Origin of the sequence: Oligoflexus sp., from assembly GCF_035638955.1 — a bacterium.
Lineage (GTDB): Bacteria > Bdellovibrionota_B > Oligoflexia > Oligoflexales > Oligoflexaceae > Oligoflexus.
The window spans coordinates 41,050-64,559 of record NZ_DASQYZ010000025.1; the positions used below are offsets into that span (position 1 = coordinate 41,050).

Consider the following 23,510-nt stretch of genomic DNA (forward strand, 5'->3'; position numbering starts at 1 on the left):
TGAATCGGTAAGAATGGACAGTCCAATTCCTGGTTAAGAGCGAACTCGCCAGGTCAAACCATATTTGAATACGGGGAGTTAACTTGCAAGACGTGGTCACGGGTCGACGGATCGACCGTAAATTTTTATTGCTCGGCGCCCTGCTGCTCAGCCCTTGGGCCTTCATAGAGCCTGCAGCCTTGGGTGCCGCTCCTCCGGTCAAAGAGCCGGTGGAATGTCAGTTGAAGTCGGGTGAATGGGCGCAATGTCTGCGCCTTGATGTTCCGGAGAATCGTGCGCGCCAGGGCGGTCGGACCATTTCCCTCTACACCGCCATCTTCAAAGCCCAGACCGCCTCCAAGGAACGTCCTCCCATTTATATGCTGGCAGGTGGTCCCGGTCAGTCGGCGACGGAAGGTTTTTTGCCGTTGCCGGAAACCTTCCGCCGCTTGCGTCGTCACCACGATATCATTCTGATCGATCAGCGTGGAACGGGGGAAAGCCACCCGCTGCGCTGCACGCAAGCCACCGATCCCAAATGGGAGCTGATCTTCAATGAAGATCTGGCCATGGATCATAGTAAAAAATGCGTCGAGCGTTTGCGTGCCGATACTGACCTTATCGCCTACACCACTGATGCCGCGGCGCACGATATGGAAGCGGTCAGGCAAGCCCTTGGCCACGAAAAAATTATCACCTTCGGCGTGTCCTATGGAACACGTCTGGCCTTGCGTTACCTGGCCTTATATCCCGATGCCGTGGACAAACAAATTCTGGAAGGGGTGCTGCCACCTGACGTGAATTTCATCCGGGAAAAGCAGGCTTTCGTGGAGAGTCTGCAGGGGCTCGCCGCGCTGTGCCGCAAGGATGCGGACTGCCAGCGCTGGGGTGATCCCTGGGATCATGTTCAAAAGCTGAAAGCCGCCTGGTCGGCCAGGCCCAAGGCCCGGGTCATGGATCCGCGTTCGGGTGTGATGAAAGACGTGACATTGCGCGCCGATCTTTTGGAGTCGATGCTGAATGCTTTGCTCTATCATCCCATCGACATGTCCATCGTTCCGCGTATTTTGTACGAAGCGCAGTCCGGTAATCTCGCGCCTTTGCTTGCCAAGGCCCTGGGTACTGATTTCGGTGTTTATGATGGTCTTTATTATCTTCTCCTTTGTGCCGAGGATGTGCGGGATTTAGGAACGCCGGTTACGGACACCCAGAAAACGATCGCTTCCATGTGCCGTCTTTTGCCTGATACCACTCTGCCGGCTGATTTTCGCAAGCAGCCCGTGAGCCAGGTGCCGACCTTGCTCCTGTCCGGTGGCCTTGATCCGGTGACGCCACCCCGTTATGTCGCGAGTCTAAAAACTTCCCTGCCCCAGCAAACGCATTTGGTGCTGTCGGATTATGGACATAATATCAGCTACGTCAGCTGCATTCAGGATGCCATGATCGACTTTGTCGATTCCAACAAGCCCACACTGGAACAGCCCGCGTGTCTCAAGAAAATGAAGGGTCTGCATTTTTTTAAGGGAGCACCCAACCCATGATCGAAGTGAACCAATTAAAAAAATCCTTTGGCAAGGTGGAGGCGGTGCGATCCATCAGTTTCCATGCCGAGGATGGCCGCATCACGGGACTGCTGGGTGACAACGGCGCCGGCAAAACCACTACGATTCGCATGCTGGCCGGGACCCTGACGCCTGATGCTGGTACGATTCAACTCGATCAGAAACCTCTGGCCATTTACGATCGTCACCAGCGTCGGCATATCGGTATTCTTTCCGACGCCAAAGGTCTTTATGAACGGCTGACCACGCGTGAGAACATGGCCTATTATGGACAACTGATGGGGCTGTCCGGTTCAGCCCTGGAGCAGGGTATTCAAAGGGCGAGAAAACTCCTGGACCTGGATGATATCCTGGATCGTCGCGTGCAGGGATTTTCCACCGGCCAACGTATGAAGGTTCTACTGGGCCGCCTCCTGGTCTATCAACCCAAAAATTTGATCCTGGATGAACCCAGCTCCGGCCTCGATGTACGGGCGACGCGCAAGCTGCGGGTGATTCTGTCCCGATTGCGCGAGGAGGGGCATTGCCTCGTCTTCTCGAGTCACATCATGCAGGAGGTGGAGCTGCTCTGTGATTCCGTCATCGTCGTGCACGATGGCCGCTCCCTGGGCCAGGCCCCGGTTGCCGAATGGAACGCACGCGCAGGCGTGGAAAAATTTGAAGATGCGTTTGTGGCTGCGATTGAAGGAGGTCAGTATGTTCCGTGATATTGGAGTCGTGATCCGCAAGGAACTGATCGACCTTTCGCGCGACCGCCGCACGCTGCGATCGATGGCCGGCATTCTGCTCGGCATGCCGCTGGTTTATGTGCTGCTGATCGGGGTGATCCTCTCGCAGATCAAGGAAAATATGGAGCGCACGGTGCAGGTGGGCGTCGTCGGCTGTTCGCACGCTGCCAGCATCTGTGATTTTTTGCGGGAAAATCGGGTGGACCTGACGCCTCTGAATGAGGTGGAAACCAAGCTGATTGCCAATCGCAAGTTCGATGTCATTCTCAGCCTTCCCCAGGATTACGAGCAGGCCCTGGCTGAATTCAGACGACCCAAAATTGGCCTTTGGTATGATGAAGTCGAGGACAAGTCAAGTTTTGCCGCCAAACGCATGGGCCTGCTCCTGGAGAGCTGGCAGGTCGGACTGGGCTATCGACGAGCCATCCTGCGCGGCATTGATCCTTCAACCCTAAAACCCTTACAGGTGGAAGCCCGATCGATCAAACCCGAAAAGGGTTTTGGTTACAGCTCGGTGCAACTTTTCATGTCGACCCTGCTGATGGCCTGCTTCATGGGAACGTATCACCTGGCGGTTGACAGCGTGGCGGGTGAAAAGGAGCGTCATACTCTCGAATCCTTGATGCAAACAGCGGCGCCTCGTACAGCTTTCATGCTTGGTAAATGGCTGAGTATTGCGGTGGTTGGCACGATCGGCATGCTGGCATCGGCGCTGATTTTTAAATTCCTGGTGGAAGCCCGACCGCTGCAGAACCTGCTCGGCATGGCCTCGGAGCTGTCGTGGTCCTTTGTCGGCAAGAGCGTTTTGATTTGCGTGCCGCTTATTTTGATGGCGACGAGTTTACAGTTTATGATTGGAACGCTGTCGCGTTCCGTCAAAGAAGCTCAAACCTATACCAGTCTTTTGTCGATCCTGGGCTTTTTGCCTGCTTCATTTGCGAATGTCCTTGAGAAAATGCCGAACGCGCAATGGATGCCGAGCCTGGGTCAGACGCTGACGCTCTTGCGAATGGGCAAGGATCAGCCCGTGAACTGGCTGGCCTGCCTCGTTGCCAGTGGCGCCACGCTTCTGCTGGCTGCGCTTTTTATGCTGGTTGTGTATCGAGCTTTTCATAATGAAAAGCTGTTTCGCTCAGGAACTTGACTGAGTAAGATCCATAGTGCGCCGAACAACCAAAGTGAGTAAGGTGGCCCATGACAAAACATAAGACGACTCTTGGACCTCTGGGCGAAGACTGGCAAGAGATCCGCCTGCCTTTCGACAATGTCATTCGATCTTTCGTGTCTGGCGAGCCTGAAGGTGATCGCATTCGGGTTCGCTATTATAAGACCAAAGAACCGAATGTCCTCATGGGCCGCATTTGGTTTGGTCCTGGTGCTGAAGGGCCTCCGGGTCATACCCATGGGGGAGCGCAGGCTGCCGCCATCGATGAGATCTGTGGCGGAGCCGTGTGGGCCCATGGATTTAAAGTGGTGGCTATCAATCTTGAAACCGACTTCTCCACTTTTGTTCCTCTGAACACGGAGCTGGTGTTATATGGCATCATTGCCAGGCATGAGGGTCGCAAGATTTATACCGAGGGTCGAATCGAGGATTTGAATGGGCGGGTGCTGGCGCGTGGTCGCGTCCTTTTCATTGAACTGAATGAGGAGCAGCTGGCGAAATTCTCTGGATTTGCCGGAGGGCTGGACCTGTCTTCGGAAATTTTACCTCCCCGACAGGACGAGCCCTGATCCGTTGGATTATGCTTCCACAGCGTCCTGGAGTGGAATGATTTCGATTTGCGGATCGAACTCATCGCGCAGGATGCTCTGGATCGCAGCCAGGGTTCCGGTGACAGAACTGGGACAGGTCCCGCAGGCGCCTTCATAACGAATCGTCAGAAAATGATTTTCCAGCTTGAGGATCTCAAGGTCGCCACCGTCGCCCTGCAAAGCGGGACGAATGGTGCGATCCAGGATCGCTTCGATCTTCGCCAATTCCGGCGTCAATTCCTCGCGACGTTTTTCTTCCGGCGATTTGAACTCTGCATTATGCTCGGGCAGCAAGGCCCGAATCAACTTGCGAGCGGTTTCCAAAATCTCGTCCCAGGATACGGACCCATCCTGAGTCAGCGTAATGGCATTTTCAAAGAAGTGGACCTGGGTCACACCTCGTATTTCAAACAGAGCCTTGGCCAAGGGAATATGCGAGCATTCCTCGGCCGAAGACAAAGTGATTTTGCCTGTGGTTTTCAGGTCAAGATTACAGATGATTTTCTTCGCATATGGATTAGGCGTCGGTTGAATCATCATCTTGACGTCCATGGCGGAACTCCTTTGCCCTGAATCACTTGACTGCTGCAAAGACACGATTGTACCTCATCCCCATTAAACCGTTATGCCGCCGTAATTTTCCAGAAGACTGAGCATGCGCGTCTGCATGGGTGCATTCTGGATTCGATACATCACATCACGGACAAAGGCTTTCGCCAGCATCTGCTCAGCTTCCGCGCGGGGAATGCCGCGGCTTTGCAGATAGAAAACCTGGGTGGCGTCCAGCTGGCCAATGGTGGCGCCATGCGAACATTTCACATCATCGGCGTCAATCTTCAGTTGAGGACGCGAATCCACTTCGGCCGCGCTGCTCATCAAAAGGTTCTTGTTCAGCTGATGCGCCGCACTCTGCTGGGCATTCTTCACAATATTGACCCGACCGTTGAAAATAGCCCGGCATTCATCATAGAGAATGCCCTTATAAACCTGCGAACTCGTGGTATGCGGCGCCAGATGCTGAATCGTGGTGACATGATCCAGATGGCTTTGCATGCGCCCGAGGTAAAGACCATCGAGCTTGACGGAAGCGCCCGGTTCCTGCAGATCCACCTGCACTTCCGAACGCGACAGACGACCACCCATGGTCAAAGTAAAACATTCCACCTGCGCATCGCGGCGAGCCCGAATACGGCTCAAACCCACATGCAGGGATTGGGAGCTTAGAATTTTTTCCTGGAAGAGACTCAGCCTTGCACCACGGCCCACTTCATAGGTGCTGACGGCGTTGGTCAGATGCGGCTCAAGATAGCTGAAGAAACTTTCCACCACCGTGGCGCTGGCCCCATCGGCGATGCTGATGATGTTTTTCGGACTGATCAGCTGCGCGGCCGCGCTTTCCGTATTGAGGAACAGAAACTGCAGCGGGCGTTCCACCGCATGGTGGGCTTCCACTTGTATGAAAGCCCCACTGCTGAACAGCGCATCATTCAGTTCTTCAAAGCTGCCGCGCGGCAAGGTCGCGTCGTGCAGCAGCTGCGCCTGCAGCTGATCTTTTTTGGTTTTGAGGGCCTTGTGCAGGGGCACAACAGTCAAACCGCTTTCAGGATGCATATGCGATTTATGAGGCGCAAAGCTCCCATTCAAGAACACCAGCGTGTCGGCGCCCGGAATCATGAAATTCGCCAGATCCTTGTCGGTCTCCGGATGCGCTTCGTCGAGCCAGCTGAAACTGCTGCCGGTGACCGAACGCAGACTGGTGTATTTCCAGTCCTCATTCTGCCGGGTAGGAAAACCCAGCTGACTGAATTTTTGAAATGCCGACGCGCGCATGGGCTGAATCCAGGCGGGTGTCCAATCGGAACCCTGGACGCTTGCGTAAACCTTGTCAATATTGGCTTGCATGCCGCATCCTTTTCAGTTGAGCAGCCAATCGTAGCCGCGGTCTTCGATCTCCATAGCCAACGACAGATCGCCTGATTTTACGATGCGACCACCGGCCAGCACATGAACGAAGTCCGGTTTGATATAGTTCAAAATCCGATGATAGTGCGTGATCATCACGACGGCATTATCCGCGGTTCTCAGTTTGTTCACGCCTTCGGCCACGATCCGTAGGGAATCCACGTCAAGGCCGGAGTCCGTTTCATCCAGCAGGGCCAGGCGTGGAGCCAGGACCGCCATCTGCAGAATCTCGTTGCGCTTCTTTTCGCCGCCTGACAGATCCACATTCAGCTGACGGTCAAGGAAATCAGCGCTGATCTCCAACATTTTGGCTTTTTCGCGGACAAACTGCGAAAAAGCAGCGCCTTCCATGGGATCAACACCATGATGCTTACAAACGGCATTGAAGGCCACGCGCAGGAATTCAAGGTTCGGAACACCGGGAATTTCGACCGGATACTGAAAGGCCAGGAATATGCCTTCGCGCGCCCTTTCATCCGGAGCCAGCTCCAGGAGGTTCTTTTGTTTGAAGTTCACTTCATATTGAATCGACCCGCCCGTCACTTCGTAATCGGGATGGCCGGCGACGACTTTGGACAGCGTGCTTTTCCCGCTGCCGTTCGGTCCCATGATCGCATGCACTTCACCCGCCCGGACCGTCAGGTTCAAACCCTTCAGAACCTGCTTGCCGTCGACACTTACTTCCAAACCTTGAATATTCAGCATTGAACGCGCCTCGTTTGCCTGGGATTAACCGACCGAACCTTCGAGTTTCATTTCCAGAAGTTTCACGGCTTCCACGGAAAATTCCAGCGGCAGTTCCTTGAACACTTCCTTGCAGAAACCGTTGATAAGCAGACCGACAGCCTGCTCTTCGTCGATGCCCCGCGATTTCAAATAAAATACCTGTTCCTTACTGATCTTGGACGTGGTGGCTTCATGCTCCACAACCGCAGACTGATTCTTGACTTCGATATAGGGAAAGGTGTTGGCACTGCATTGATCCCCAACCAGAAGCGAATCGCACTGCGAATAGTTCCGGGCCCCTTCCGCCGATGGCAGAATTTTCACCTGGCCCCGATAGGTGTTCACCGATTGTTCCGCCGAGATCCCTTTGGAAATGATCCGGCTGCGGGTGTTCTTGCCAATATGGATCATCTTGGTGCCGGTATCGGCCTGCATTTTATTGTTGGTCAAAGCCACCGAGAAAAATTCCCCCTTGGACCCATCGCCTTGCAGAATGCAGCTCGGGTATTTCCAGGTGATGGCCGAACCGGCTTCCACCTGCGTCCAGGAGATGTGCGAATTCTTACCGGCACAGAGGCCACGTTTGGTGACGAAGTTGAAAATCCCACCGCGGCCTTCTTCATCCCCGGCATACCAGTTCTGAACCGTTGAGTATTTAATCTCGGCATCATCCAGAGCAATGAGTTCCACCACGGCGGCATGCAATTGATTTTCATCCCGCTGCGGCGCCGTGCACCCTTCCAGATAGCTGACCGAACTGCCTGCCTCGGCGATGAGGAGCGTTCGTTCAAACTGCCCGGTTCCGGCAGCATTGATACGGAAATACGTGCTCAGGTCCATCGGGCATTTCACGCCCTTGGGAATAAAGCAGAACGAACCGTCGGTAAAGACCGCCGAATTCAGAGCTGCATAGTAGTTGTCCTTATAGGGCACGACCTTGCCCAAATATTTTTGCACAAGGTCCGGATGATCCTGGATGGCTTCCGAGATACTGCAGAAAATAATCCCGACCTTGCCCAGCTCTTCCTTGTACGTCGTGGCAATGGATACGGAGTCAAATACCACGTCCACGGCCACACCCGTGATGCGCTGCTGCTCACCCAGTGGAATACCCAAACGGTTGAAGGTGGCCAGGAGTTCGGGATCGATGTCGTTCAAACTCTTCGGACCGTCACCCTTATTCTTGGGTGCCGAATAATATTGGATCGCTTGAAAATCGATCGGCGGGTAGCTGACATGGGCCCAGGTGGGTTCTTCCAAAGTCAGCCAGTAGCGATAGGCTTTCAAACGAAAATCGAGCACAAATTCGGGCTCGTTTTTAATGGCGGAGATACGGCGCACGATGTCTTCATTCAGACCGCGGGGAAATTCGTCGGTCTGGACATCGCTGACAAAACCGTACTTGTACTCACGCGAAGCCAGTGGATTTTTCTTGCTGTTGATGTCGGCCATAAGTTTTTCCTCAATCCCTTGTCAGGGGCCTACCGATGATTCGAGAAAACGCACTGGCCCACGGCCTGGGCGACACTCGCGGACACCGGTTGTCGCGAAGTTCTTATCGTCCTGCTGAAACTGTTGAGCGATATCGGCCAGATTCATCTGGGCCAGGGATCGCTTCACATTCTCAAAGATGAGCTGCCAAGGTTCCTTGGCTATGCAGGCGGCCCGGAATTCGCAGCCGGCATGCTCATCAACGCATTCGACAGGATAAATACCATCCTCGACGGCGCGAAATATTTCCCACACGTTGATCAGGTTGAGCTCGCGTCCAATGCGATACCCACCTGTTCGTCCGCGAACACTTTCAACAAGTCCGTCTCGACGCAGGCGAACCAGAATCTGGTCGAGATATTTCGCAGGAATACCCTGCCTGGCCACAATCTCCTGGCGTCGAACCAGAGAATCATTGTGGTGGTATGCTAAATCCAGCATGATTTTCAACGCATAGCGACTGCGCGAAGTCAGGTTCAAAATTGGCTCCTGGTGCTGAAAGCAGCCTATCCTACGAAGAGCGTTAATGTTTAGCGGAAAGCTATACATTAGGCAACTCCAAGATAGAATGTTGACTGAATTAGTCAAGTATTTATCTTCACCAATTCATCAATAATTCAAGATGGTTATAATGTACGCCAGAAAAGGCGAGGCAAAAGTCAATTCTTCTGGATGGATGGGGGTCCCTCTGTTAGACCTGAATGTAAGGCAGGAAAGGTTATCGATGATGCATGCCGACCATTTGGTGGAATTGATTCGACGCCATGGCGCGCGCAGCCGGGAAAGTCTGCAGGTCGCGGACCGTTTGCGTAGCCTTTTGCCACAGGTTCTGCGTAGCCTTAAACGTGGATACCAGGGCCAGAGCGGGCATGCCGAGCGACACGCCTTAAATGATCCACTCTATATGGAACGCATCCAGGAATATCTGGATGTGTACGCTGAAGGAATGGAATCCAAGATACAAAGTGAGACGCATCGCATGATGCTGCAAGCCTGGCAGACGCTCAATGCCTTTCGCCGTGCTGCTGAAGTCAGGCAACAGAAGCTCGCTGAGCTGGGAAAGCCATCGCGCCCATCTGTTTCCTGATTTGAATTCCCAACAAGCTCGGCCCCAGCCCTCGAAAATCCTTTGGAAACCCGCTCGACTTTCGCAGCGCCCCTTATTATTGTAAGTGCCTCGATCTGCAGAGTCTTGGTTATGATTATTTTTTCAGTCCAGGGGGCTTACACGTGGAGATACTTTTTAACATTGGCTTTGCGATGATTACGATCGCCGTTTTCGCATACTTCGGATGGAATCTGAAGTTAATCTGGGATCGCATCCAGAAAGGAAAAGGCAAAGAGGAAGACCAGTATCGGTTTGACAATCCGGTGGAGCGTTTTGCGGAGACCCTACGGGGTGGCCTGGTCCAGGATAAAATGTTCAATGACCCGGTTTCGGGCATTATGCATGCCTTTATTTTCTGGGGCTTCGTCTTCGTTTCCATCGGAACTTTGGAAACCTTGCTGAGCGGCATGATTCCAGGCTTCCACATCACTTCCGTTCTGGGCACTGGCTTCGGTTTGAAGACCTTTCTCTGGTCCCAGGATTTGGCGAACTTTGCAGTCTTTGCGGCCATGGTCTTTGCCATTGTACGCCGACTGTTCTTTGCACCCAAGCGCCTCGCGGTTTTGAACAAGGCTTCCAAAAAGGACGCCATGGTTGTGCTCCTGTTCATCCTGGGCCTGGTCTACACCTCGATGGTGATGCTGGGTTCGCGGGCCCTGGCCGGTAACCTGCCGAGCGATGCGTTGCCGTTCTCGACCTTTTTCGCGTCCAACTTCAGCGCTGTGGTTAACGACTGGCAAGCCTTTGATACGACCATGCTGATTGCCCACTGCACCGTGCTGTTCAGTTTTGTGACCTTCCTGCCCTTTTCCAAGCACCAGCATTTGATCTGGGTCTGGCCCAATATTTTCTTCCGCCACCGCAAAGCCCGGGGTCGCCTGCGTCCCATGGTCTTTGATGAGTCGGCAGAATCCTTTGGCGTGAATAACCCAACAGAATTTACCTGGAAGCAGGTCCTGGACGGTCAAACCTGTGTGGAATGCGGCCGCTGTACGGAAGTTTGTCCAGCCAATAACACTGGCAAACCTTTGGATCCACGCAAGATCATCCACGATATCAAGTACTCGATGATCGACCACCAGGAAAAACCTGAGGGCGAGCGCACGCCGCTGATCAATGGCTTCATTCATCCGGATGAGCTTTGGTCGTGTACGACCTGCGGAGCCTGTATGGAAGCTTGCCCGCTTTATATCGAGCATATTCCGGCTATCGTCGACATGCGCCGTTACCTGACTTTGACGGAAGGCAACTTCCCGTCTGAGCTGGCCGGAACCTTCCGTAACCTGGAAAACAACTACTCCCCATGGGCGATGGCGCCGGCGACGCGGGCAGACTGGGCCAAGGGCCTGAACGTCACCACCATGGCCGAGAAGAGCGATGTCGAGTATCTCTTCTGGGTGGGCTGCGCGGGCAGCTACGACGACCGTTACAAGGGTGTTTCCAAGTCGATCGTCAATATCATGCAGAAGGCCAACATCAGTTTCTCGATCCTCGGGACCGAGGAAAAATGTAACGGTGACACCGCGCGTCGTCTGGGTAACGAGTACCTTGCCGATGCGGCGATTCGGGAAAACGTGGAGACTTTGAGCAAGTACAAAGTGAAGAAAGTGGTCACGGGCTGCCCGCACTGCTTCAACACGATCAAGAACGAATATCCCGACTTTGGTTTCGAGGCCGAAGTGGTGCACCATAGCGAATTGATTTCGGATCTGGTCAAGACGGGTCGTATCAAGGGCGGGGAAGTTCCTGAGGCCGCGAAAAACGTGACCTATCACGATTCCTGTTACCTCGGACGTCATAACGATGTTTATGAGGAACCACGGAAATCCTTGAGCCAGCTGCCCGGCGTGAAACTCACCGAGATGCCGCGGAACAAGGAAAAAGGCTTCTGCTGCGGTGCCGGCGGGGGTCGCATGTGGATGGAAGAGCATATCGGAACCCGGGTCAACGAGAACAGGGCCAAGGAAGCGATTGCAACCGGTGCCTCCACAGTGGCTACGGCTTGTCCTTTCTGTATGACCATGATGAATGATGGCGTGAAAGCCGAAGGCAAGGCCGATCGCGTTCAGGTCCTCGATATCGCGGAAATCGTTTCGCGCTCGATAGGCGAATAAAGACTTTCCTTCCACGTTCCGGCTGGCGGCCCCTGATGGCAGCCGCCAGCCGGCTCACTCCCGCCCTTTTTTTAATTTCCACGATGACACCTGCTCCATGACACTGGCAGGATATGGGGATGATTCCATATCCATGTATAAGCCATTTCCGGGGGTGACATGTTTCAAGCTCTCCAGAGAGCCGCCCTGAGCGCGGCCCTGCTATTTTTGGCCGTGCCTGACTGCTGGGCCCTATTGAAAACCGATCGACTCGACAACGGCATGGAGCTCGTGACCTTCGAATCCCGCAAAGTTCCGCTTGTGACCATTGTCCTGACCGTCAAGGCCGGAGCCTTTACCGAAAAACCGGACACCAATGGTTTAACCCACCTTTGGGAACACATGTTTTTCAAAGGCAATGCGTCCATTCCCAACCAGGAAGCCTTTCATCGCAAGATTCAGGACCTTGGCATCATTTATAACGGCGACACCCATCCCGAACTCGTGCGTTATTACTTTACCCTGCCTTCCGCGTTTTTGGAGGAAGGCCTGGATTTCATGTATCACGCGATCGCCACGCCACTGATTGATCAACAGGAGCTGGAACGCGAACGCAAGGTCGTGCTCGATGAGTGGGACCGCAATGCATCCCAGCCAGGATTTAATCTCTATCGTGCGCGTCTGCAGGCCATCTTTGGGCCACTCGCTTACCTGCGCTACCCTTTGGGTGAACGTGAGATCATCGAGAAAGCCGAGCGGGCTCAGCTGATGGCGATCAAGGACGAGGTGTTTGTACCTAAAAACAGTGCCCTCCTTATCTCGGGTGATTTTGATGCTGCGGCGCTGAGCGGGATGGTGAAAAAAATCTTTGGTCGCTGGGAAAATCCAAAGGATTGGAAGGCTTTGAGTGTCGCAAAGTTTCCAGCCTTTCCGCAGGACGCCCCGACCATTATTCGGGCCCATGCGCAGGCGCGAAACGTAGGGCTGACTCTGACTTATCCAGGACCTTTGGCTCGGACCAACCCGCATGATGCGTCCGTCGCGGATATTTTAAGCGGACTTGTCAACCACAGCCTGAGTAAATTCCATAAGCGTTATATCGACTCCGGAATGAGTTACGGCGCGGGTTTTGGTTACCTGACCCAATCCCAGGCGGGCGAATTGAATCTGTGGGCCAGCTGCAGTCCTGAAAAATATGATGAGGTGCGTGAGGCCTTGAAAAAAGAAGCCCTGCTCTGGATGGAACCGGATTATTTTACCGAGCAGATGCTGATCGATGTGCGTCGCAGTCTGGTGATCGATCGCAAATTTGCTGAAAATCGCCCGAGCGCCTTTATCAAGGACGTGGCCTTCTGGTGGGCCGTGACCGGCCTGGATTTTTACGAGAATTATGTCACTGAACTCAGCAAGGTGAGCCTGGATGATGTGCGGGCCTTTGCTAAAAAATATTTCGTGGGCAAGACGGCCGTGACCAGCGTTCTCCTGTCGGAAGAAGACGCCAAAAAACTGAAACTGACCGATAACACCGAAACCATACTGCGTGCGTCCGTCAAGCAAGGAGCCGGGAAATGAAACTGACCTATTCTTTTTCTTTGATTCTTTCTCTTTCTCTCGGCTGGACACCATTTCTTGCCGCCAAGCAGTTGGTCAGTGACGCCACCATCGCGATGCAAAAACAGAATACCGAGATCTTCGAACTGCCGGGCAAGGTGCCCGTGGTGTACCGACGCATCGAAGGCACGGAAATCGTACAGATTGCGACCGCGATGGCCTATGGTGAAGCTCATGTGCCAGCAGCCACCCAGCCGGCCTTGAGTGTCCTGTTTGAATTGATGAAACGCGGCACTAAAACCTGGCCCAAGGATAAGCTTTATGCGTTGGTGGAGAAATACGCCGCCTCAGTCAGTTGTGGTGTGAGTATTGAGACCAGTGCCTGCAGCATGGCGACCCTGGAAGAATACCTGCCCGAGCTGCTGCCGGTTTATGCCAGCGTTATGCAGGAACCTGCCTTTGACCCCACTGAAGGCCAACTCATTCTGCAGCAGGCCGAGGCGTCCCTCAAAAGTATGACCCAGAATCCGGAAGCTTATGTGAACGAAGTCGTCAATGGCGCTTTCTATGGCGGTTCCCATCCTTACTGGGTGCCGAATGAAAAGGAACTCGAATATCTCAAAAAGTTGAAACTCAGTGATCTGCCGGCCCTGCATGCGGACGTGATGAAAAAAAGTCGGAAGGTGATTGTTGTTGTGGCTGGCATGCCCAAGGACAAACTGCAAAAAATTCTCACCCAGCACCTGGGTCAGCTGACGCAGGGGACGAGTGAGCTCAAAGCCCCTCCTTCGCCTAAGTTTAATGCGAAACGGGTCTTTGCCCTGGCTGATCGGGATATTCCCACCGCCTATGTTCGGGCCAAGTTCTCTCTGCCGCCTTATACGAGCCCGGATACGCCAGCTGTTAATCTTCTGATGCGTATCCTCAGCGAGGAATTGGAAAGCGAAGTGCGCACCAAAAGATCGCTATCGTATGCGGTGTTTGCTCAGCCCGTGTCCCTGGCTATGGGCATCGGTGTGATTCATGCGTCCACGTCCCATCCCAAGGAAACATTGGAGGCCATCGCACCCGTGGTGAAAAAACTTCGTGATGAAAAGCTGAGCAAAGAAGATTTGGAGCGTCACAAAACGGTCTTTGCCACCGGCTATTTCTTAACGCTGGAGGAGCACAGTAGCCTCGCCAGTGCTTTGGCTTCATCCTACCTGTACAACGGTAACATCGAACGCCTCTATCAGACACCGCGGGAATTGGAGAAGGTCACGCCGGAAGACATTCAGCGCATTGCACGGCAGTATTTTAAAGAGTTTCGATTGGGAGTCGTATTCAAGGAAAAATCGTTTCAGAAAACGTGGGCGGATGGATTCTTAAAAGCCCTGAATTGAAAATGGCCGCATAAGCGGCCCTGGTATCGAGAGGGTCGAGGTTCAGGACAGAGCTCTGACCGTCTCGACGATATCGTCGGCGGCAATCACTTCAAATCCGTCGCGTGGGACCATGCGGCGGACGAGTCCGAACAGGACCTTGCCTGGTCCGATTTCAATGAATCGTTGAATGCCTTCGTTCTTCGCGGCGTCGATGGATTGAATCCAGCGTACCGGTCCATCGATCTGATCCACCAGGTACTGCGCATTGTAATCGCGCACGACAGCTCCGGTGATATTGGCAATCACACCTTCAGAATTTTTCGCAAAAAAACTGGATTCCAAAAGCCCCTGCATTTCCAGCTTGGCTGGCTTCATCAGGCTCGAATGGAAGGGAGCGCTGACGGGCAGATCCACATAGCGGATCTGAAGCTTCTGGAGTTCTTCCCCGAGACTTATGACGGCTTGGGCATGACCGGCGATGACAAGTTGTGCGTCGCTGTTATAATTGGCGATTTCAACCCGAAGATCGTTCCTGGAATACTTGGCGCAAAGCGTTTCCAACTGATCCGCCGGCATTTTCATGACGGCAGCCATCGCGCCGACGCCCGGAGGAACAGCCTTCTGCATGGCTTCGCCACGTTTTCTGACCAAATAACTCGCGCGACCCAGACCCAGCTTACCCGCTGCGACCAGAGCCGAATATTCACCCAAACTATGTCCGGCATAGAGATCCGGCTTGAGCCCAACTTCTTCCTGCAAGACCTTCCAGTAAGCCACGCTTACCGCCAGAAGGCAGGGCTGAGTGTTGGCTGTCAACTTGAGTTCGTCTTCAGGACCGTCCAGGCAAAGACGACGAATATGGAGTTGGCAGGAATCTTCCGCTTCCTCGAAGACCGTTTTCGCATAAGGAAATGCTTCGAGTAGCTTTTGGCTCATGCCCACATACTGGCTTCCTTGCCCGGGGAACATGGCGAGTGTCGCTGACATTTATCCCTCGGCAGAGAAGTTCGTGTCACTCGAGGTCGATTTTTTAGGCTCCAGCCACTGCTTGCCGCGATAGTGGCCGCAGGCTTCGCAGATGCCATGGTGAGGCTTAACAGTGCTGCAGTTGGCACAGATGGATACGCCGTGAAGTTTCAAGGCGTGGTGCGAACGGCGCATGTTGCGCTTGGAATGTGAGGTTCGGGTCTTAGGTACTGCCATGTGAAATACTCCTTAGATCGCAGGCGTATTGGATAAATATTGGGCTCAGGGCTCTCGCCGTCCTGTCATCAGGAACCTACCCTATTACAGTTTCCGTGTCGTCTGGTCAAGTTCGGACTTGTCGTGGAAGGGTCGAAGGGGCTAGCGAACGTCCTGAATGAATAGCGTCAGTTCGCCACGATCCATCTTGGTGTTGCCTGTCAGAAAGGCTCCGCGGGCATGAGTTTTCAGCTGATCACTATAAGCATTCTTAAAGAAAACAGCCTTCATGCTGGCGCCGGTTCCATCAAAGAGTGTCAAAGTGCACTTGCTAGGGCACGATTCCAAAGCGGCATTACTGAAGGTGAGGGGGCCCACCGTTTGAATACGTCCTGCTGACTCCATGGCCTTGGCAATCGGGCCAGGACCTTTTTGAGGAATATTGTCCGTATTTCTGGCATCACCGCTGTCCTGAGACGCCTTGGTGATCGCCGGGGGTCTACGCACCGGACGCTTGTCGACCTGCTTGGGTTCCGGACGCGTCTCGGGTTTTTTGGGTGGTGGATCTTTTTTCGGAGCCGGCTCGGGCGCTTTTTGAATCAGACGCGGCCGCGGTTTGTTGGCGGCGGGCTGTTCCTCGGCGGATTCCTCGACGGCGGCACGATTTTGGGGTGCGCTCGTCGTTTGTTCATAGAGGAGATAAACCGTGGCACCCAAAACAAGGCCGACAAACGACATGACCAGGTAAGCCCGGTTTTTACGATCCTGCGCCACACGGCGACTGTTGGCCATGCGGGCGAGTTCATTCATGACCTTGGAAGACGGGCTGCCCACACCGATCTGCTGGGGAATGCGACCATCTTCGGCCAGTTCTTTCAGGCGATCGCCCGAATAGCTCGATATAAACTGGGCAATCGGTATGGTCTTCTCACTGCCGATCTTTTGCACCCGGACTTTTTTATTGAGCATGCTGCGATTGTAAAGGGATTGAATTTCAAGGGCGCTCAGCGGCCCCAGAACCTTTTCGCGATCGATCAAATAATAGCGTTTGGCTGAGTTGCGTGTGCCCGTATCGTTGCGATGAGCAAAGTCCTCGGGGTCATCCGATTCCTCATCATCATTATCGGTCGTGGGCTTGGGGTTGGCCTTGGAACCTGTTCCTGCCGATTTGCCGACATTCATCGCGTCCATTAGAGGATTGCGTTCGGCGACAACGGTACCTTCAGGTTCAGGACTATGGTCTGGCGCGCTTTCGGCCGGACTTTCGGCTCCTTCGCGGAAAATTTCATCAACTTCGATCAAATCTTCACGAATATTGGAACCTTCGCGGGATACTTTGTCGAACGGATCGAGGGTGCCTTGACGCAAAGCCTCCCTTATCTCCTTGGCCGTCTTGAGGCCTAGGTAGTCATTGCCGTGGTAAACGTTCCAACGTTTTTCCATACGGATCGACCGTCTCCATCCCTGGATCGTTTTGATTCCGGTCTGTCATCGGCCGCTCCGTAAGAAAGTAGAGTCCTTTCTTGTATCATTCGGGAAATAAAGAACTTATCCCCCCAAAGGGGTCGCCCTACGCGGGCTTACCCAGGGCCCAGGGCATGAGGCCCGCCTCTTCAAACAGGACAAAGGGCAACTGGATCACCAAACGGAAAGCGGTATGATCCGGTGCGGTTCGCGCATGCGGGTCGAGTTCGACGGCGATGAATCCCTGATTGTCCTCGATAAACGCCTGCACCGCATTCATACCGATGCCACGGCCCGAGATATCACTCAGCTCGCGAGCTGTGGTCATGCCGGGGTGGAAGATAAGAGCCGCGACGGCCTGGGGATTGTTAACCGCAAGGTTGGGCAGAGGTCCGCCTTGGACCGCCACATCCTGCAGACGCCGCAGATTCAGGCCGCGCCCGTCGTCATAGCAGCGAAGCTCCAGATGATCACCCATCCTTTGCATGTGCACATAGATGGTGCCGACCGGATTTTTGCCCAGCAGCTTGCGTTCGTCGGCTGTCTCCAAACCATGATCCATGGCATTGCGTATGAGGTGAATGAACACCTTCCGGAAAATCTCCTCGGCCCGTCGACTCAGGAATATGTTGCGCGTATCCAGTCGAATCTGTGGGTTTTCCTTGCCCAGATCCCTGGCCAGAAGGGGAATGGAACTGAAGAGATCCTCGAAGACAAGGCGCGCATCCTTAAAGATCTTTCCGTAAAAGAGCGCCCGGACCTTCTCAACCACCGACGCCGCGGGTCCTGAAAATGCCTTGAGTTCGCGATAGAGGGGCTCGATGTCCTCAATGCGATACTCCACCATGTGAGCCTGCTCCGGGTTGCGCCCCAGACGATGCTGCGCAATAAACTTATAAAAATCGAGCAGCTTTTGCACATCCTCGATCTGCCGCTGCATGGTGCTGATATCCCAAGCGGTGTTGTCTTGCAAAAGAACGTAGCCCTGCTCCACTTCATGAAACATCTGGCTGAGCTGCTTGAGATAGAGACTGCGCGCGGAGCCTTTTAAGGTATGCATGTTGATAAAGAGCAGCTTGAGGATTTTGCTGTTCTGACCCTTGCGCCTGGCGCTATCGAGGAGCGAGCGGCTTTGGTCCAGCAGTTCGTCACTGGTTTCGAGGAAATGCTGAAACCGATCCGCTGGAATATTGATGATCTCAGCAATGTATTCCAATTCCTTCTGCTGGTCGCGGCTGCGTTCCTGCAGTTGGCGCAGATCGGTGACGTCGCGCATGGTTACCAGAATTTTATCAATGCTATTGTCCGCGGCTACGATCGGGTCCCAGGTCAGTTCCACGATTCTTTGCCGATCAGGCCCATCTTGGCGCAATATTTCCGAGGGGAGGAGATGCTGATTCATGACGAAATTCACAGCATCTTCGCCGAGACTGGCGCTGAGGCAGCTCACGGCCTGGCTGATTTGCTCGGACTCCAGGTTGGACGCTGCAAAAACCAGATCGGTGGCTTCCGCCGTTTCCAACTTGGAGCGGTCGAGGAACTCATAAATTCGCTTGGAATGATCCTTATGAACCTTGCGATTCCGGTTGATCATCAGGATGCCGAGCGGGATGTGTTCCATGATGGAGCGGATATCGCGGATTTTTTCTTCAACCAATTTTTCCAAATTGTTGTTCAGAGCTTTTAAATCTTCTGACAGGGTTCGAATCTCTTTTTCAGACTGCTTGACTCGCACGAAAGCATTGGAGAAGCGGCGGGCCAGGAAAAAGGATTGGAAGAGGATAAAGGCAAACACACCTCCCGCGGTTATCAGCGGTGAGGAAATAATTTCACGAATGGCAAGAAAGTCATGAAGAGCCGCCGCTATAGGGATGCCGATGCCCATCAGCATGAGTTGGGAACCTTCTTCACGCCGGCGCCAGGCACGAATCACGGTATACATGGAATAGAGCATGATCAAAACCGAGAAGAAATGAAAAATGTTCGCGAGGCTCACGAATATGCGTGGTGACGTGACCGCCATGACAGCCACGAAAGCAAGCGTGATAGCCGAGAAGCTCCAGGCAACCCAGCGTGCGAAAAGGTTACGGAAAATAAAATGAAAGTACCAGGCAAAGGAGCCGACTCCGACGATCCACGCCGCATTATAAACCCTGAGACGGGTATCGAATCCCAAATCAGGAATGAACAGCATGGCCAATCCATTGCGGGATGCTGCATGCCACAGAGCTGTGCCGCAGCACACGGCACCGAACCAGAAAGTGGAAGGGTCTTCACGCCGTAAGAGGAACAAACAAAGATGATAGATGCCCATGATGATGAGGGCTCCGACCAGAAACACATCGATCGCAATTTTCTGGTTCCGGTCCCGAACCACAGTTTCCAGCGTTCCAAATTGCGGCGCGATCGTGATGCCGCAAAGAAAGATTTCAAAATTACTGACCTGGATGATGAGGTCGAACTCCGGGGCCTTGGGTTGGAATTCAAAGGTTCTGGTCGCCACGCCACCGGCCGATGTCTCAGGCGTGGTTCCCACTTTCCCAAGTTCAGCCACCTCTTCACCATCGATGAAAATGCGCGACGCTGACCAGGTCGAGGCATCGGTGAAGAGGGCCAGTTTTTTGCCCGGATCGACCAGCACGCGAAGGCGATAGGTCGCATAACCCATCGTTGGGTATTTCCTGGAATCCTGGGACCATAGACCGGGGACTTTAATGGATTCCTTCGGCAGATCGGGATGACTCAGGTCAGCCGGTGTGAGCAGCTGATTCCAATAAAAATCCCAGATGCCGTCGGCACGGATAGGCTGCTCCAGATTCTGGCCGCGCAGATCGAGAACCCCATCACGGGCTGTGACGTTGCCCAGGGCCTGCGGTGTTGCCGGACAAAACCACAAAAGCATGATGATGGCCAAAACGCTTTTCACGGTGCCTCCCGTTGGAATCCAATCAGTATTTGAGACTCTATATTATATTGACTTAGCCAGGGTCGTCATGCTCCTTCTGCCCGAGTACAGTCTTTTTTACTTATTGCCCCGGCCGCCAGTCCGGGCATATAGATTCAGCCAGCGATCGGCCACAAGGGGCTTGGAGTAAGGAGTTTTATTCATGAAGCTGAAGGCAGAAGAACTGAGAAGCCCGCTAACCGTTACAATTTCCGGTGACGAGCCCTGGCTCGGCCTTATTTATCAGTCTTTCGACATGAAGGGCCCAGCGCCGTCAGAGCGCCGTATTACGGGTTCTTTGAAAGTAACTCCCACTAACTACGGGCTGTACGATATCGAGGGCGACGTTCAGTTTACCCCCAGCGTCTCGTGCAGCCGCTGTGAAGACCAGATTGCCTGGCCCATCCAGCGCAAAATCAAGGTGCGGTACCTGGAACAGACGCCCTTGGACGAAGAGGAAATCAAAGAGGAAATCGAACGCGACCTGGAACCGTCCGATATGGATGCCTATTACATTGATCCGCAAGGCATGATTGATCTGGAAGTGGTCGTGAATGACTTTATCCAAACGGCTTTACCGACACGTTTGGTGAAAACTTCGGCCGATGGCAAATCGTGTCTGATATGCCATAAGGATGTGAGTGAGAAGACTGTGTTCAAGGATGCGGTAAAACCAGAACATAGTCCTTTTGCCGTGCTTAAGAATTTAAAGTTGCCAGAGGAATAAAACCCCTTGCCCTGAAAGGCCTGCGGGTATAGCTTAGTTCAGCTTTTTTCGAGGGAATTCGTTCCCCAAAAAACAGGTAGCGAAAGCTGGAAGGTCAGTCCAATTCGGACTGGAGTTGTTCGCTTCCGAAGTAAAACCTTCTCACTTTTTGGAGTCCCCATGTCTGTTACGATCAACATGAAGCAGCTGCTCGAAGCTGGTGTCCACTACGGTCACCAGACCCGTCGTTGGAACCCTAAAATGGCTCCCTTCATCTTCGGTCAGCGCAACGGCATCCACATCATCGACTTGCAGAAGACGGTGAAAATGTTCCAGCGCGCCTGTGACTTCCTTGAAGCCACAACCGCTCGCGGCGGCCACGTGCTGTTCGTTGGCACCAAGCGTCTGGCTCGTGACCTTGTGCAGGAAGAAACCCGTCGCACCAATCAATTCTTTATCAATCACCGTTGGCTCGGCGGCACGCTGACCAACTTTCAAACCATTCGTGTTTCCATCCACCGCTTGCGTAAAATCGAGCGTATGTCTCAGGACGGCACCTTCGCGAAGCTGACCAAGAAGGAAGCTCTGAACCTGACCCGCGAGAAAGAAAAACTTGAGTTGGTTCTTGGCGGTATCAAAGACATGCCTGGCCTTCCTTCGGCTCTTTTCGTTGTGGACGCCCACAAGGAAACGATCGCGATCAAGGAAGCCAAGCGCCTTGGAATCCCTGTGGTGGCCATTGCTGATACCAATGCTGACCCCACTCTGATCGACTATCCTATCCCAGGTAACGACGACAGTCTGCGTTCGCTGCAGCTCTTCATTGGCACAGCGGCACAAGCTTGCGCCGAAGGCAAACAGCGCGGCAAGGACAAAGACTACGACGGTGAAAAACCAGAACGCGGCTTTCACGTTCAGGAAGGCAGCTTCCGCGACGACAAAGGCAACCGCGTCAACGTCGAGAAGAAGTAATCTGCACCCAGGCTGCTCCGCAAGGGGCAGCTTTTGTACGTCCTCCCGCACCCAGACGCGTGCCCTAAAAATGTCATAATGGCATTTGTCCTGACCTCTGACTTGAGCTAGGATGCCGATGCGCTAAAGAGGGTGCGGGCCATTCGGTCTTCATAAACTGCGATTTTAATCTTCAAAATATTTTTGGGAGGTTTCCCCGTGACAATTTCAGCGAGTATGGTGAAAGAGCTGCGCGAAAAAACAGGCGTCGGCATGATGGAATGTAAAAAAGCGCTGGAAGAAAACCAAGGCGATTTGGAAAAAGCCATCCTTTGGCTGCGTGAGCGCGGCCTGTCACGTGCGGCGAAAAAAGCCGATCGCGTGGCTTCGGAAGGTGTCGTCAAGGTCCTGGTCAGTGAAGATCAGCGCAGTGGTGTTGTGATCGAACTCAACGCTGAAACCGACTTTGCCAGCAAGAATGCAGAATTCATCAAATTCGCTGATGATCTGGCGAAACTCGCTTTGCAAAATAAAGTGGGCGACCTGGATGCACTGAATAGCCTGAAAATGGGCAGCGACACCGTTGATAACAACCTGAAAGGCCTGATCGCCAAGATCGGCGAGAATATGCGCGTGCGCCGCGTGGCTCTCTTGACCACCAACAAAGGGACCGTTGCTGGTTATACCCACATGGGTGGCAAAATCGGTTCGCTGATTCTTTTGAACGGCGCTGAAGGTCCTGAAGTTCAGGAACTCGGCAAGGATCTCGCGATGCATGCCGCTGCTGCCGCGCCGCGCTACCTGAAGTCGGATGAAGTGAGCCCTGAAGAAATCGAAACCGAAAAAGACCTGGGCCGCAAAGCTTTGCTCGAGCAAGGCAAGCCTGAAAATATGCATGAGAAAATCCTGCAGGGTCAGATCAATAAGTTCTTTAAAGAGATCTGCTTGACCGAGCAGGCCTTTATTAAAGACCCTTCGACCACCGTCAGCAAGCTGGTCGCGGAAAAAGGCAAAGGCGCGACCTTGTCTTCGTTCCACCTCTTCAAACTCGGTGAAGGCATCGACAAGAAGAAGGAAAACTTTGCGGATGAAGTGGCCGCAGCTCTTCGCTCTTAATGAATGAAACCCCGAGGATATCGGGGTTTTTTTTGCCTTCTGTCTCTTTCTTTTCATCGTATTTTTTCCCCGCAATGAAAACCTGCCGCAAGAGGCGTCCATGAGTGAAGCACAGTACAAACGAGTCATGCTCAAACTTTCCGGTGAAATGTTGGGTGGCGAACGTGGATTTGGCATCGAGGGCGACGCTCTGCAATTTGTCGCGCGTGAAATCGCTGATATCCAGAAGCTGGGCATCGAAGTCGCTATCGTGATCGGTGGTGGCAACATCTGGCGAGGATCGCGAGCAGCCGGCTGGGACATGGATCGCGCCAATGCCGATTACATGGGGATGCTGGCGACTGTCATCAACAGTCTGGCATTGCAGGGTATTCTGGAAACCAAGTACAACGTCTACAGTCGGGTGATGACAGCCATTCATATGCAGGAGCTGGCGGAACCCTATATTCGTCGGAAAGCGATCAAGCACCTGGCCAAGGGCCGCGTGGTGATCTTCGCTGGCGGGACCGGCAACCCTTATTTTACCACCGACACGGCAGCCAGCTTGCGGGCGCGTGAGGTGAGCGCAGAGGTTATTCTGAAGGCGACCAAGGTTGACGGTATTTATGACCGCGACCCGCACAAAGATGCCAATGCCGTGAAATTCGATGAGCTGACCTACTTCGATGTTCTCAGCAAGAAATTGAACGTCATGGACGCCACAGCGATTACGATGTGTATGGAAGCCGGAATTCCGATTCGAGTGTTCAAACTCGGTGAAGTCGGCTGCGTACGTCGAGCCATCACAGGTGAGCTGAACGGAACCCTGGTTCGTTGATCATTTTGTAT

21 protein-coding genes are annotated in these 23,510 nt (G+C 53.5%); 12 read left to right on the forward strand and 9 right to left on the reverse strand.

Annotated features, from left to right (window positions below):
* The first annotated feature begins 92 nt into the window (after positions 1 to 92).
* From VE954_RS03050 to VE954_RS03065, 4 genes are read left to right on the forward strand one after another with little or no spacing between them, the layout of a single operon-like run.
* Positions 93 to 1,520, forward strand: a complete 1,428-nt coding sequence (locus VE954_RS03050; protein ID WP_324949670.1) for an alpha/beta fold hydrolase — start codon at positions 93 to 95, stop codon at positions 1,518 to 1,520.
* Complete coding sequence (locus VE954_RS03055; protein ID WP_324949535.1) at positions 1,517 to 2,248, forward strand: ATP-binding cassette domain-containing protein; 732 nt, start codon at positions 1,517 to 1,519, stop codon at positions 2,246 to 2,248. The genes VE954_RS03050 and VE954_RS03055 overlap by 4 nt, the downstream gene beginning before the upstream one ends.
* Positions 2,238 to 3,413 (forward strand): ABC transporter permease, encoded by a 1,176-nt coding sequence (locus VE954_RS03060; protein ID WP_324949537.1) that lies wholly within the window; start codon positions 2,238 to 2,240, stop codon positions 3,411 to 3,413. The genes VE954_RS03055 and VE954_RS03060 overlap by 11 nt, the downstream gene beginning before the upstream one ends.
* A gap of 50 nt (positions 3,414 to 3,463) precedes the next feature.
* A complete protein-coding gene (locus tag VE954_RS03065; RefSeq protein WP_324949539.1) occupies positions 3,464 to 4,003 on the forward strand; it encodes a PaaI family thioesterase in 540 nt (179 codons plus the stop codon).
* A gap of 9 nt (positions 4,004 to 4,012) precedes the next feature.
* On the opposite strand, the gene VE954_RS03070 is transcribed toward VE954_RS03065, so the two are convergent.
* From VE954_RS03070 to VE954_RS03090, 5 genes are all read right to left on the reverse strand, one after another.
* Positions 4,013 to 4,576 (reverse strand): NifU family protein, encoded by a 564-nt coding sequence (locus VE954_RS03070; protein WP_324949541.1) that lies wholly within the window; start codon positions 4,574 to 4,576, stop codon positions 4,013 to 4,015.
* Between the two features lie 63 nt (positions 4,577 to 4,639).
* Complete coding sequence (gene sufD / locus VE954_RS03075; RefSeq protein WP_324949543.1) at positions 4,640 to 5,926, reverse strand: Fe-S cluster assembly protein SufD; 1,287 nt, start codon at positions 5,924 to 5,926, stop codon at positions 4,640 to 4,642.
* Positions 5,927 to 5,938: 12 nt separating this feature from the next.
* Complete coding sequence (sufC, locus tag VE954_RS03080; protein WP_324949545.1) at positions 5,939 to 6,691, reverse strand: Fe-S cluster assembly ATPase SufC; 753 nt, start codon at positions 6,689 to 6,691, stop codon at positions 5,939 to 5,941.
* A gap of 24 nt (positions 6,692 to 6,715) precedes the next feature.
* Positions 6,716 to 8,164 carry a Fe-S cluster assembly protein SufB gene (sufB, locus tag VE954_RS03085; protein WP_324949547.1) on the reverse strand — a complete coding sequence of 483 codons (1,449 nt, stop codon included), beginning with the start codon at positions 8,162 to 8,164 and terminating at the stop codon, positions 6,716 to 6,718.
* 21 nt (positions 8,165 to 8,185) lie between these two features.
* A complete protein-coding gene (locus VE954_RS03090; protein WP_324949549.1) occupies positions 8,186 to 8,683 on the reverse strand; it encodes an Rrf2 family transcriptional regulator in 498 nt (165 codons plus the stop codon).
* 244 nt (positions 8,684 to 8,927) lie between these two features.
* On the opposite strand from VE954_RS03090, the gene VE954_RS03095 reads away from it, so the two are divergent.
* The 4 genes from VE954_RS03095 (at position 8,928) to VE954_RS03110 (ending at position 14,337) form a co-directional block, all read left to right on the forward strand.
* Entirely contained in the window at positions 8,928 to 9,290 is a 363-nt protein-coding gene (locus VE954_RS03095; RefSeq protein ID WP_324949551.1) for a hypothetical protein, read from the forward strand.
* 143 nt (positions 9,291 to 9,433) lie between these two features.
* Positions 9,434 to 11,425, forward strand: a complete 1,992-nt coding sequence (locus VE954_RS03100) for a (Fe-S)-binding protein (RefSeq protein ID WP_324949553.1) — start codon at positions 9,434 to 9,436, stop codon at positions 11,423 to 11,425.
* A 159-nt stretch (positions 11,426 to 11,584) separates the two neighbouring features.
* Positions 11,585 to 12,976, forward strand: coding sequence for a pitrilysin family protein (locus tag VE954_RS03105; protein ID WP_324949555.1), 1,392 nt, complete (start codon positions 11,585 to 11,587; stop codon positions 12,974 to 12,976).
* A complete protein-coding gene (locus tag VE954_RS03110; protein ID WP_324949557.1) occupies positions 12,973 to 14,337 on the forward strand; it encodes a pitrilysin family protein in 1,365 nt (454 codons plus the stop codon). Before VE954_RS03105 ends, VE954_RS03110 begins: the two co-directional genes overlap by 4 nt.
* A gap of 42 nt (positions 14,338 to 14,379) precedes the next feature.
* Here VE954_RS03110 and fabD read toward each other — a convergent pair whose 3' ends face one another.
* The 4 genes from fabD to VE954_RS03130 all read right to left on the reverse strand — a co-directional run bounded on the left by fabD (position 14,380) and on the right by VE954_RS03130 (position 19,891).
* Complete coding sequence (fabD, locus tag VE954_RS03115) at positions 14,380 to 15,306, reverse strand: ACP S-malonyltransferase (protein ID WP_324949559.1); 927 nt, start codon at positions 15,304 to 15,306, stop codon at positions 14,380 to 14,382.
* Entirely contained in the window at positions 15,307 to 15,522 is a 216-nt protein-coding gene (gene rpmF, locus VE954_RS03120; protein ID WP_324949561.1) for a 50S ribosomal protein L32, read from the reverse strand.
* A 141-nt stretch (positions 15,523 to 15,663) separates the two neighbouring features.
* A complete protein-coding gene (locus VE954_RS03125; protein WP_324949563.1) occupies positions 15,664 to 16,944 on the reverse strand; it encodes a hypothetical protein in 1,281 nt (426 codons plus the stop codon).
* A gap of 127 nt (positions 16,945 to 17,071) precedes the next feature.
* Positions 17,072 to 19,891: a 7TM diverse intracellular signaling domain-containing protein gene (locus VE954_RS03130; protein WP_324949565.1), complete on the reverse strand. Its 2,820-nt coding sequence runs from the start codon at positions 19,889 to 19,891 to the stop codon at positions 17,072 to 17,074.
* A gap of 181 nt (positions 19,892 to 20,072) precedes the next feature.
* Here VE954_RS03130 and VE954_RS03135 point away from each other — a divergent pair, with 181 nt between their 5' ends.
* The 4 genes from VE954_RS03135 (at position 20,073) to pyrH (ending at position 23,499) form a co-directional block, all read left to right on the forward strand.
* Complete coding sequence (locus VE954_RS03135) at positions 20,073 to 20,636, forward strand: DUF177 domain-containing protein (RefSeq protein WP_324949567.1); 564 nt, start codon at positions 20,073 to 20,075, stop codon at positions 20,634 to 20,636.
* Between the two features lie 159 nt (positions 20,637 to 20,795).
* Positions 20,796 to 21,587, forward strand: coding sequence for a 30S ribosomal protein S2 (gene rpsB / locus VE954_RS03140; RefSeq protein WP_324949569.1), 792 nt, complete (start codon positions 20,796 to 20,798; stop codon positions 21,585 to 21,587).
* A 198-nt stretch (positions 21,588 to 21,785) separates the two neighbouring features.
* On the forward strand, positions 21,786 to 22,682 hold the full coding sequence (gene tsf / locus VE954_RS03145; RefSeq protein ID WP_324949571.1) for a translation elongation factor Ts: 897 nt from the start codon (positions 21,786 to 21,788) through the stop codon (positions 22,680 to 22,682).
* Between the two features lie 100 nt (positions 22,683 to 22,782).
* Positions 22,783 to 23,499 carry a UMP kinase gene (gene pyrH / locus VE954_RS03150; RefSeq protein ID WP_324949573.1) on the forward strand — a complete coding sequence of 239 codons (717 nt, stop codon included), beginning with the start codon at positions 22,783 to 22,785 and terminating at the stop codon, positions 23,497 to 23,499.
* Positions 23,500 to 23,510: the final 11 nt, after the last annotated feature.

Excerpts from the sequence above, each read along its gene's own strand:
- VE954_RS03055 (WP_324949535.1), top strand. The coding sequence starts at position 1,517 with ATGATCGAAGTGAACCAATTAAAAAAATCCTTTGGCAAGGTGGAGGCG.
- VE954_RS03060 (WP_324949537.1), top strand. The coding sequence starts at position 2,238 with ATGTTCCGTGATATTGGAGTCGTGATCCGCAAGGAACTGATCGACCTT.
- VE954_RS03065 (WP_324949539.1), top strand. The coding sequence starts at position 3,464 with ATGACAAAACATAAGACGACTCTTGGACCTCTGGGCGAAGACTGGCAA.
- VE954_RS03070 (WP_324949541.1), bottom strand. The coding sequence starts at position 4,576 with ATGGACGTCAAGATGATGATTCAACCGACGCCTAATCCATATGCGAAG.
- sufD (WP_324949543.1), bottom strand. The coding sequence starts at position 5,926 with ATGCAAGCCAATATTGACAAGGTTTACGCAAGCGTCCAGGGTTCCGAT.
- sufC (WP_324949545.1), bottom strand. The coding sequence starts at position 6,691 with ATGCTGAATATTCAAGGTTTGGAAGTAAGTGTCGACGGCAAGCAGGTT.
- sufB (WP_324949547.1), bottom strand. The coding sequence starts at position 8,164 with ATGGCCGACATCAACAGCAAGAAAAATCCACTGGCTTCGCGTGAGTAC.
- VE954_RS03095 (WP_324949551.1), top strand. The coding sequence starts at position 8,928 with ATGATGCATGCCGACCATTTGGTGGAATTGATTCGACGCCATGGCGCG.
- VE954_RS03105 (WP_324949555.1), top strand. The coding sequence starts at position 11,585 with ATGTTTCAAGCTCTCCAGAGAGCCGCCCTGAGCGCGGCCCTGCTATTT.
- VE954_RS03110 (WP_324949557.1), top strand. The coding sequence starts at position 12,973 with ATGAAACTGACCTATTCTTTTTCTTTGATTCTTTCTCTTTCTCTCGGC.
- fabD (WP_324949559.1), bottom strand. The coding sequence starts at position 15,306 with ATGTCAGCGACACTCGCCATGTTCCCCGGGCAAGGAAGCCAGTATGTG.
- rpmF (WP_324949561.1), bottom strand. The coding sequence starts at position 15,522 with ATGGCAGTACCTAAGACCCGAACCTCACATTCCAAGCGCAACATGCGC.
- VE954_RS03125 (WP_324949563.1), bottom strand. The coding sequence starts at position 16,944 with ATGGAAAAACGTTGGAACGTTTACCACGGCAATGACTACCTAGGCCTC.
- VE954_RS03135 (WP_324949567.1), top strand. The coding sequence starts at position 20,073 with ATGAAGCTGAAGGCAGAAGAACTGAGAAGCCCGCTAACCGTTACAATT.
- rpsB (WP_324949569.1), top strand. The coding sequence starts at position 20,796 with ATGTCTGTTACGATCAACATGAAGCAGCTGCTCGAAGCTGGTGTCCAC.
- pyrH (WP_324949573.1), top strand. The coding sequence starts at position 22,783 with ATGAGTGAAGCACAGTACAAACGAGTCATGCTCAAACTTTCCGGTGAA.